The organism is Nonomuraea sp. NPDC049141 (assembly GCF_040648415.1).
Lineage (GTDB): Bacteria > Actinomycetota > Actinomycetes > Streptosporangiales > Streptosporangiaceae > Nonomuraea.
This window is the reverse complement of sequence record NZ_JBEZDR010000045.1, coordinates 1-11,434: the sequence shown is the minus strand read 5'-3', so window position 1 is coordinate 11,434 and position 11,434 is coordinate 1. Positions and strand designations below refer to the sequence as shown.

1 protein-coding gene is annotated in these 11,434 nt (G+C 67.8%); it reads left to right on the top strand.

All coding sequences use genetic code 11. From position 1 onward, the window contains the following. Nucleotides 1–2 precede the first annotated feature (2 nt). On the top strand, nt 3–11,434 hold an 11,432-nt coding region (locus AB0B91_RS62320; RefSeq protein WP_358342322.1), incomplete at its 3' end, for an amino acid adenylation domain-containing protein.

The window sequence follows — 11,434 nt, the reverse complement described above, 5'->3', positions numbered from 1 at the left end:
GCGTGCACGTATATCTCACCGATGGCCGACTCCGTTTCCTGGCACCCAAGAACGCCCTGACCGCGGAGCTCAGAGAGCAGGTCGCTCAGTTCCGCGAGGAAATGGTGGAGTTCCTGCGCGAACGGGAAGCCGCGCTGAGCGCAGACCGGATGTCGCCGATCGTCCCGGTCGATCGTGACCAGCCGCTGCCGCTGTCGTTCGCGCAGCAGCGGTTATGGTTCCTGGCCCAGCTCGACCCCCGCTCGGTCGAGTACAACATGCCCACCGCCATCCCCCTGCCCGGCGACCTCGACCTGCCCGCGCTGGGCGACGCCCTCACGACGCTGATCGAACGTCATGAGGTGCTGCGCACCCGGCTGGTCGCCGGCGCCGACGGCATCCCGCACCAGGTCATCGACCCGCCCACCGCCTTCGACCTGCCCGTCGTCAAGGTCGCCGACGAGCAGGAGGCACACGCCCTCATCACCGCGGACGCGACCACGCCCTTCGACCTGGCCGCCGGTCCGCTGCTGCGCGGCACGTTGATCCGTCTCGCCGACGACCTGCACATCCTCGCCCTGTGCATGCACCACGTCATCTGCGACGAATGGTCGGCGAAGATCTTCCAGCACGAACTCATGGCGCTGTACGACGCCTTCCGCACCGGACGCCCGTCGCCGCTCAAGCCGCTGACCGTGCAGTACGCCGATTTCGCCGTGTGGCAGCGCGGCTGGCTCACCGGCAAGGTACTGAACGAGCAGCTCACCTACTGGCGTGAGCAGTTGGCCGATCCGCCTGCTCTCAACCTGCCCACCGACCGGTCGCGGCCGCCCGTTCGCACCACCGCCGGCGCTGCCATCAGCTTCCGTATCGAGGCGGAAACCGCTCGTCGGCTGCAGGAGTTGACGCGTCGGAGCGGCAGCACCATGTTCATGACGCTGTTCGCGGCATTCAGCGCGCTGCTGGGTAGATACAGCGCTCAAGATGATGTGTTGGTCGGTACACCGGTGGCCAACCGCAATCAGGCCGACGCCGAGGACTTGATCGGCTTTTTCGTCAATACCTTGGTCCTGCGTAGCGATCTGTCCGGCGACCCCACTTTTACTGAGCTCCTCGCCCGGGTGCGGACTACCGCACTCAATGCGTTCACCCACCAGGATCTGCCTTTTGAGCAGCTCGTCGACGAGCTCGGTGTCGATCGTGACCGCTCGCGAACGCCGCTTTTCGAGGCGCTGTTCAATTACACCGCTGAACTCGACGGCGTGCATATTTCAGCTGAGAACACCGCGACCGCGCAGGCTGCGGTCAAGTTCGACCTCGTCTTGAGCATGGTTGCCTCTGGTGACACCGCCCTGGTCGGTTCGGTGCAATACAGCACGGCCTTGTTCGACCAGACGACCATCGAGCGGTTGGTCGGTCACTTGCGGGTGTTGCTGGATGCCGTGGTGGCTGACCCTGATCGGCCGCTGTCGGCACTGCCCATCCTTACGTCGGCTGAGCTGCAGGCGCTGCGGGAGGTCAACGCCACTGGTGTGGTGTTGCCCGAGGTCGCCGGTGTGCATGAGTTGATCGCGGCTCGGGCGGTCGCGGGTCCTGAGGCAGTTGCGGTGGCCGGGCTGGAGGGGCAGCTCAGTTATGGGGAGCTGGATGCCCGCGCCAATCAGCTGGCTCATCAGCTGATCGCGTTGGGTGCGGGTCCGGAGACGACGGTGGCGTTGTGTCTGGAGCGCGGCCTTGACCTCGTGGTGGCGGTCTTGGCGGTGTGGAAGGCCGGTGCCGCTTATCTGCCGCTGGATCCCAGCTACCCCACCGACCGGCTGGCCTATCTGCTGTCCGACAGCCGAGCGCATCTCCTGCTGACCACCGGGCCGCTGCTGCCCTCCGCCTGTACGGGCACTGGTGCGAGTGCGGACTCCCAGGTCGGTCGTCCGCGCACGCTGCTGCTGGATGAGCCGGGCGTGCAGGCGGGGTTGCAAGCTTTCCCCGTCACGGCTCCCCCCGTGAGCGTGGTCCCGGATCAGGCCGCCTATCTGATCTACACCTCCGGTTCGACCGGTCGGCCGAAGGGCGTGCGGGTGGCGCATCGGGGGCTGGTCAACCTGGTCATGGCGCAGGGTGAGGCGTTCGGTGTCACGGCGTCGTCGCGGGTGTTGCAGTTCGCCTCGCCGGGGTTCGACGCGGCGGTGTCGGAGATCGCGGTCACTCTGGCCGCTGGTGCGACGTTGGTGATCCCCAGTTCTGAGCAGCGGGTGGATGACCTGGCCGGCTTCATCCGGGAGTGGCGGGTGGACACCGCGACGTTGCCGCCGTCGCTGCTGGCCACACTCGTGCCGGCGGAGCTGCCGCCGCTGACGCTGATCAGCGCGGGCGAGCACCTCGACCCGGCACTCGCTCAGGCTTGGGGTGACCGGCACCGGTTGCTGAACGCGTATGGTCCGACCGAGACCACGGTGTGCGCCACCATCAGCCACACCCCGGCCACCATCGGCGCACCGATCGCCAACACGACCAGCCACGTCCTCGACGCCCACCTCAACCCCGCTCCCACCGGCGTCCCCGGCGAACTGTTCGTCGGCGGCATCGGCCTCGCCCACGGCTACCACGGACGACCCGCCCTCACCGCCGAACGCTTCGTCGCCGACCCGCACGCCGGTGACGGTTCTCGCCTCTACCGGACCGGTGACCTGGTCGCGTGGCGACCGGACGGCCAACTCGACTTCCTCGGCCGCACCGACCACCAGGTCAAGATCCGCGGCCACCGCATCGAACCCGGCGAAATCCAGCACGCTCTGACCGGCCACGCTGAGGTGGGTTCTGCCCTGGTGACCACGTTCGGCGAGGATGCTGATCGCCGGTTGGTCGCCTACCTGACTCCGGCCGGTCCGGACGCGAACATCCCCACTACCGATGACCTGCGGGTCTATCTGGCCGCCGGTCTGCCGGATTACATGATCCCGTCGGGGTTCATCGAGCTGGCCGCCTTCCCGCTGACCCCGAACGGCAAAATCGACCGCGCCGTCCTGCCCGCACCGGACGGCAGTCGCCCCGACCTTGCCGGTGGCTATCAGGCTCCGGCCACTCCGACGGAGCATTTGCTGGCCGGTATCTGGGCCGACCTGCTCGGTGTGGATCAGGTCGGCATCCGGGACAACTTCTTCGACCTCGGCGGCCATTCGCTGCTGGCTACTCAGGTCACCTCCCGGATCCGTTCGGTGTTCGGCATCGACCTGTCGCTTGCCGTGCTGTTCGACCAGCCCACCGTCGGTGGCCTGGCGCCGCTCATCGACGAGGCCAACGGCATCAGCAGGCCGCGGATCCTCCCGGTCGATCGTGACCAGCCGCTTCCCTTGTCCTTCGCCCAGCAGCGGCTATGGTTCCTGGCCCAATTCGACCCCGACTCGACCGAGCACAACACGCCCACTCCCATCCCGCTGCCCGGCGAACTCGACATCCCCGCCCTGCGCGCCGCCCTCACCGCGTTGACCGAGAGGCACGAGGTCCTGCGCACCCGGCTGGTCGCCGACGCCGACGGTATCCCGCATCAGATCATCGACCCGCCGACTGACTTCGACCTGCCCGTCATCGAGGTGGCGAGCGAGCACGAAGCTCAGGCGCTGATCGCCGCCGACGCTGCCACGCCGTTCGATCTGGCGGCCGGTCCGCTGCTGCGCGGCAGCCTGATCCGGATCAGCGACCAGGAGCACATCCTGGCCTTGTGCATGCATCACGTCGTCTTCGATGAGTGGTCGGCCAAGATCTTCCACCGCGAGCTTCTCGCGTTGTACGAGGCCTTCCAAGCTGGTCGGCCCTCTCCGCTGGTGCCGTTGCCGGTGCAGTACGCCGATTTCGCCGTGTGGCAGCGTTCCTGGCTCACCGGCGAGACGCTGGAAGAGCAGCTCGGCTACTGGCGACGCCGGCTCGCCCAGCCTCCGGTGCTGGACCTGCCCACCGACCGGCCCCGCGCGGCGATTCGCGACACCGCCGGTGCGGCCCTCGACTTCCACATCAGCCCGGAAGTGGCCGAGGGCCTGCGAGCGTTGTCCCGCCGCTCCGGCACCACCATGTTCATGACGTTGCTGGCCGCCTACAGTGCCCTGCTCGGCCGCTACACCCGTCAGGATGATCTGCTGGTCGGCACGCCGGTGGCCAACCGCAACCAGGCCGAGACCGAAGACCTGATCGGGTTCTTCGTCAACACCCTGGTCCTGCGGACCGACCTGTCCGGCGATCCGACCTTCACCGAACTGCTTCACCGCGTTCGCGCCACGGCGCTGGAGGCTTACGGCCACCAGGACCTGCCGTTCGAGCAGCTCGTCGACGAACTCGGCATCGATCGCGACCGCTCCCGCACGCCGCTGTTCCAGACCCTCTTCAACTACTTCGCCATCGATGATCCGACGGCTCAGGAACTGCAAGAGGCCACCGCTGGTGGCGGCGGGCAGGCTCGGGTCGGGATTCTGGCTCAGACCGACCTCCGCATGATCTTCGCTGAGGGCAGCGACTATCTGTCGGCCACCATCGAATACAGCACGGCCCTGTTCGACCAGGCCGGCATCGAGCGGTTGATCGGCCATCTGAACATGCTGCTGGCCGCCGTCACCACCGACCCCGACCAGCCGCTGTCGGCACTGCCCATCCTCACTCCGGCTGAGTTGCAGGCGCTGCGGGAGGTCAACGCCACCGGCGTGGTGCTGCCCGAGGCCGCCGGCGTGCATGAGCTGATCGCGGCTCGGGCGCTTGCCGGCCCTGAGATGGTCGCCGTGGCCGGGCAGGAGGGGCAGCTCAGCTACGGTGAGCTGGACGTCCGGGCCAACCAACTGGCCCACAAGCTGATCGCGCTGGGTGCGGGTCCGGAGACGACCGTCGCGTTGTGTCTGGAGCGCGGCCTCGACCTCGTAGTGGCCGTCTTGGCCGTGTGGAAGGCCGGTGCCGCTTATCTGCCGCTGGATCCCAGCTACCCGACGGACCGGCTGGCCTATCTGCTGTCCGACAGCCAGGCGGGTCTTCTCCTGAGCACGGAAGCGCTGCTGGAGGATCTGCCCGCCGGGCGCCTCCGCACGCTACTGGTGGACGAGCCGAGCGTGCAGACTCTGCCGGTCACGGCTCCCGCAGTGAACGTGGCACCCGATCAGGCCGCCTATCTGATCTATACCTCCGGTTCGACCGGTCGTCCCAAGGGGGTGCGGGTGGCGCACCGGGGGCTGGTCAACCTGGTGATGGCGCAGCAGGACGCCTTCGGGGTGACGGCGTCATCGCGGGTGTTGCAGTTCGCCTCGCCGGGGTTCGACGCCGCGGTGTCGGAGATCACGGTCACGTTGGCCGCTGGTGCGACGTTGGTGATCCCCAGCTCTGAGCAGCGGGTGGATGATCTAGCGGGGTTCATCCGGGAGTGGCGGGTGGACACCGCGACGTTGCCGCCGTCGCTGCTGGCCACACTTGAGCCGGCGGAGTTGCCGCCGCTGACGTTGATCAGCGCGGGCGAGCACCTCGATGCGGCACTCGCCGAAGCTTGGGGTGACGGGCATCGGCTGTTGAATGCCTATGGTCCGACCGAGACCACGGTGTGCGCCACCATCAGTCAAACTCCCGCCAGCATCGGCCCACCGATCGCGAACACCACGGCTTATGTCCTCGACGGGCATCTTGGGCTGGTCCCGGTCGGTGTGCCCGGGGAGCTGTTCGTCGGCGGCCTCGGCCTGGCACGCGGCTACCACGGCCGCCCCGCGCTGACCGCCGAACGTTTCATCGCCGACCCGCACGCCGGTGACGGTTCTCGCCTCTACCGCACCGGCGACCTGGGCGCCTGGCGGCCGGACGGCCAGCTCGACTTCCTCGGGCGCACCGACCACCAGGTCAAAATCCGCGGCCACCGCATCGAACCCGGCGAAATTCAGCACGCCCTCACCAGCCACCCGAACATCGCCGCAGCCCTGGTCACCCCCACCGGCCAAGACACCGACCGCCGCCTGATCGCCTACCTGGTCCCCGCTGACCCCGCCGACGGCATCCCAGCCACCGACGATCTGCGGGCCTATCTAGCCGCCGGCCTGCCCGACTACATGATCCCGTCGGTGTTCATCGAACTGGCCGCCTTCCCGCTGTCACCCAACGGCAAGATCGACCGAGCCGCCCTCCCCGCACCGGACGGCAGCCGCTCCGACCTCACCGACAGCTACCAGCCGCCGACCACCCCCACCGAACAACTCCTGGCCGGTATCTGGGCTGACCTGCTCGGCGTGGACCGGATCGGCGTCCGCGACAACTTCTTCGACCTCGGCGGGCACTCCCTGCTCGCGACCCAGGTCACCTCTCGTATCCGCAGCGCTTTCGGCACCGACGTGGCGCTCGCGGCCCTGTTCGACCAGCCCACCATCAACAGCCTGGCCACCCTTATAGACCAAGCTTCGGCTGAAACCGCCAGACCGCCGATCGTCCCTGCCGACCGTGACCAGCCGCTCCCGTTGTCCTTCGCTCAGCAGCGGTTGTGGTTCCTGGCCCAGCTCGACCCGGACTCGGCCGAGTACAACACCCCGACGCCCATCCCGCTGCCCGGCGACCTCGACATCCCCGCCCTGCACGCCGCCCTCACCGCGCTCACCGAACGGCACGAGGTCCTGCGCACCCGGCTGGTCGCCGACGCCCACGGCATTCCCCACCAGATCATCGACCCACCCACCGCCTTCGACCTGCCTGTCGTCGAGGCGGCGAGCGAAGAAGAAGCACAGACCCTGATCGCCGCCGATGCGGTCACCCCCTTCAACCTGGCGGCCGGTCCACTGCTGCGCGGCACGTTGATCCGCCTCGCCGACGACCTGCACATCCTGGCCCTGTGCATGCACCACGTCATCTCCGACGAATGGTCCGCCAAGGTCTTCCACCGCGAACTCACCGCTCTCTACGAGGCTTTCCGCACAGGAAATCCGTCGCCGCTGGCACCGCTGCCGGTGCAGTACGCCGACTTCGCCCTGTGGCAGCGGAACTGGCTCACCGGTCAGACTCTGGAAGAGCAACTGGGCTATTGGCGTCGCCAACTAGCCAACCCACCTGTACTCGACCTGCCCACCGACCGCTCCCGGCCTCCGGTCCGCTCCACGGCCGGTGGGGCCATCAGCTTCCGTATTGAGGCTGAAACCGCTGGTCGGCTGCAGGAGTTGACGCGTCAGAGCGGCAGCACCATGTTCATGACGCTGTTCGCGGCATTCAGCGCGCTGCTGGGCAAATACAGCGCCCAAGATGACGTGTTGGTCGGTACGCCGGTCGCCAACCGCAACCAGGCCGAGACCGAAGACCTGATCGGGTTCTTCGTCAACACCCTGGTCCTGCGGACCGACCTGTCCGGCGATCCCACCTTCACCGACCTGCTCCACCAGGTCCGCGCCACCGCACTGGACGCCTACGGGCATCAGGATCTGCCGTTCGAGCAGCTCGTCGACGAACTCGGCATCGATCGTGACCGCTCCCGCACGCCGCTGTTCCAAACCCTGTTCAACTACATCGGCGAGTCAGACGACCATCGTGATGCCGATGAGCCGATCGAGGCCACGGTTCAAGAGAGCGTCGTCAAGTTCGACCTGGTTTTGAGCATGGTGGCCTCTGGCGACCAGGATCTGGCCGGTTCGGTGCAATACAGCACGGCCCTGTTCGACCAGGCGACCATCGAGCGGTTGATCGGTCACCTGCGAGTGTTGCTGGATGCCGTGGTGGCTGCCCCTGACCGGCCGCTGTCGGCACTGCCCATCCTCACCACCGCTGAGCTGCAGACGCTGCGGGACGTCAACGCTACCGGCATGGTGCTGCCTGAGGCCGCCGGCGTGCATGAGCTGATCGCGGCTCGGGCGGTTGCCGGTTCTGAGGCGGTCGCGGTGGGCGGGCTGGAAGGGCAGCTCAGCTATGGGGAGCTGGATGCCCGAGCCAACCAACTGGCCCACAAGCTGATCGCATTGGGTGCGGGTCCGGAGACGACGGTCGCGTTGTGTCTGGAGCGGGGCCTCGACCTTGTTGTGGCGGTTTTGGCGGTGTGGAAGGCCGGTGCTGCCTATCTGCCGCTGGATCCCAGCTACCCGACGGACCGGCTGGTTTATCTGCTGGCTGACAGCCAGGCGGATCTACTGCTCACCACGGAGTCGCTGGTGAGCAGGCTGTCGTCCGCCTACGTGGGCGCCGACGGGAGCGCTGACTCTCCGGTCGGTCGGCTGCGCACGCTGCTGGTGGATGAGCCGGGTGTTCTGGCGGAGCTGCAAGCTCTGCCGGTCGTGGCTCCTGCGGTGGTGGTTGTCCCGGATCAGGCTGCTTATCTGATCTACACCTCTGGTTCGACTGGTCGGCCCAAGGGGGTGCGGGTGGCGCATCGGGGGCTGGTGAACCTGGTGGTGGCGCAGGGTGAGGCGTTCGGGGTGTCGGCGTTGTCGCGGGTGTTGCAGTTCGCTTCGCCGGGGTTCGATGCGGCGGTGTCGGAGATCGCGGTCACTCTGGCCGCCGGTGCCATGTTGGTGATCCCCAATGCTGAACAGCGCACGCACGACCTGGCGAGCTTCATCCAGGAATGGCGGGTGGACACCGCGACGTTGCCGCCGTCGCTGCTGGCCACCCTCGACCCGGCCCAGTTGCCGCCGCTGACGGTGATCAGCGCGGGTGAGCACCTCGACCCGGCACTCGCTCAGGCTTGGGGTGACCGGCACCGGTTGCTGAACGCGTATGGTCCGACCGAGACCACGGTGTGCGCCACCATCAGCCACACCCCGGCCACCATCGGCACTCCGATCTCCAACGCCACCACCCAGGTGCTGGACTCCCGCCTCAACCCCGTCCCCGCAGGTGTGCCAGGGGAGTTGTTCGTCGGTGGTCTCGGCCTGGCTCGCGGCTACCACGGCCGGCCCGCCCTGACCGCCGAGCGGTTCGTCGCCGACCCGCACGCCGGTGACGGTTCTCGCCTCTACCGGACCGGCGACCTCGCCACTTGGCGACCGGACGGCCAACTCGACTTCCTCGGCCGGACCGACCACCAGGTCAAGATCCGCGGCCACCGCATCGAGCCGGGTGAGATCCAGCATGCTCTGACCGGCCACCCGAACATCGCCGCCGCCTTGGTTGCTCCCTTCGGCCAGGACACCGACCGCCGACTGGTCGCCTACCTGGTCCCCGCTGACTCCGTCGATGGCACCCCTGCCACTGACGACCTGCGGGCCTACCTGGCCGCTGGCCTGCCGGATTACATGATCCCGTCGGTGTTCGTCGAGCTGGCCGCCTTCCCGCTGTCACCCAGCGGCAAGATCGACCGTGCCGCTCTACCGGCACCGGACGGCAGCCGTCCCGACCTCGCCGGCGGCTACCAGGCCCCGGCCACTCCCACGGAGCAGTTGCTGGCCGGCATCTGGGCCGACCTGCTCGGTCTGGACCAGGTCGGCGTCCGCGACAACTTCTTCGACCTCGGCGGCCACTCCCTGCTGGCCACCCAGGCCATCACCCGCATCCGCAGCACCTTCGGCACGGATCTGGCGCTCGCGGTGTTGTTCGACCGGCCGACCATCAAGGGTCTGGCGAGTCTCATCGACAGCACTGCTGTTACGGCGATCGCGCCGCCGATCGTCCCGGTCGATCGTGATCAGCCGTTGCCGCTGTCGTTCGCGCAGCAGCGGTTGTGGTTCTTGGCCCAGCTCGACCCGCGCTCGGCCGAGTACAACACTCCGACCCCCATCCCGCTGCCGGGCGACCTCGACATCCCCGCCCTGCGCGCGGCCCTCACCGCGTTGACGGAGCGGCATGAGGTCCTGCGCACCCGGCTGGTCGCCGACGCCGACGGCATCCCGCACCAGATCATCGACCCGCCCAGTGACTTCGACTTACCTGTCATCGAGGTGGCGAGCGAGCACGAAGCTCAGGCGCTGATCGCCGCCGACGCAGCCGCTCCGTTCGACCTGGCCCAAGGACCTCTCCTGCGCGGCAGCCTGATCCGCCTCAGTGGGGACCTGCACATCTTGGCCCTGTGCATGCATCACGTCGTCTTCGACGAGTGGTCGGCCAAGATCTTCCATCGGGAGTTTCTCGCGTTGTACGAGGCCTTCCAAGCTGGTCGGCCCTCTCCGCTGGTGCCGCTGCGGGTGCAGTACGCCGATTTCGCCGTGTGGCAGCGTTCCTGGCTCACCGGCGAGACGCTGGAAGAGCAGCTCGGCTACTGGCGTCGCCGGCTCGCTCAGCCTCCGGTGCTGGACCTGCCCACCGACCGGCCCCGCGCGGCGATTCGCGACACCGCCGGGGCGGCCCTCGACTTCCACATCAGCCCGGAAGTGGCCGAGGGCCTGCGAGCGTTGTCCCGCCGCTCCGGCACCACCATGTTCATGACGTTGCTGGCCGCCTACAGTGCCCTGCTCGGCCGCTACACCCGCCAGGATGATCTGCTGGTCGGCACGCCGGTGGCCAACCGCAACCAGGCCGAGACCGAAGACCTGATCGGCTTCTTCGTCAACACTCTGGTTCTGCGCGCCGATCTGTCCGGCGATCCGACCTTCACCGACCTGTTGCACCAGGTGCGGGCCACCGCGCTGGAGGCCTACGGTCATCAGGATCTGCCGTTCGAGCAGCTCGTCGACGAACTCGGCATCGATCGCGACCGCTCCCGCACGCCGCTGTTCCAGACCCTCTTCAACTACCTCACCACCGAGGGCAACGACAGTGGCGGAACTCAGGACGACGAGGCACTGAACACAGCTCAGACCGTGAAGTACGACCTCATCCTCACCTTGGCCGACTCTGGGCAAAGTGGGCTGGCGGGGTCAATCCGATACAGCACGGCGTTGTTTGATCGTTCGACGGTTGAGCGGTTGATCGGGCATCTCCAAACGCTCATCCAGCGCATCGTGTCCGATCCTGAACGGCCGCTGTCGGCGCTGCCCATCCTGACCCCCGCCGAGCAGCAGACGCTGCATGAACGTAACGCCACCGCGATGGCGTTGCCCGAGCTGAACGGCGTGCACGAGCTCATCGCCGCCCAAGCAGCCATCCACCCCCAAGCGATCGCGGTCATCGAAGACGGTGCCGCCCTCACCTACGCCGAACTCGAAGCCCGCGCCAACCAACTCGCCCACCACCTGCTCGACCTCGGCGCCGGCCCGCACACCACCATCGGCCTATGCCTGCCCCGCAGCCACCACCTGCTCATCGCACTCCTGGCCATCTGGAAAACCGGCGCCATCTACCTCCCGCTCGACCCCGACCACCCACACGAGCGCCTACGCCACATGCTCAACGACAGCCAAGCCACCATCGTCATCACCAACACCACCACCACCACGAACGCGGCCATCGCCGACCTCGCTCAGCCCACCGGCCAAGACCCCGAACGCGTCGAACCCGCCGCCGACCAAACCTCGACCGAATCACTGCCGGCCGCCGGCCGTCTGCGCACCCTCGTCCTCGGCCGGCCCGCCCTGCAAGCCCAGCTCGACACCCTGCCCGTGCA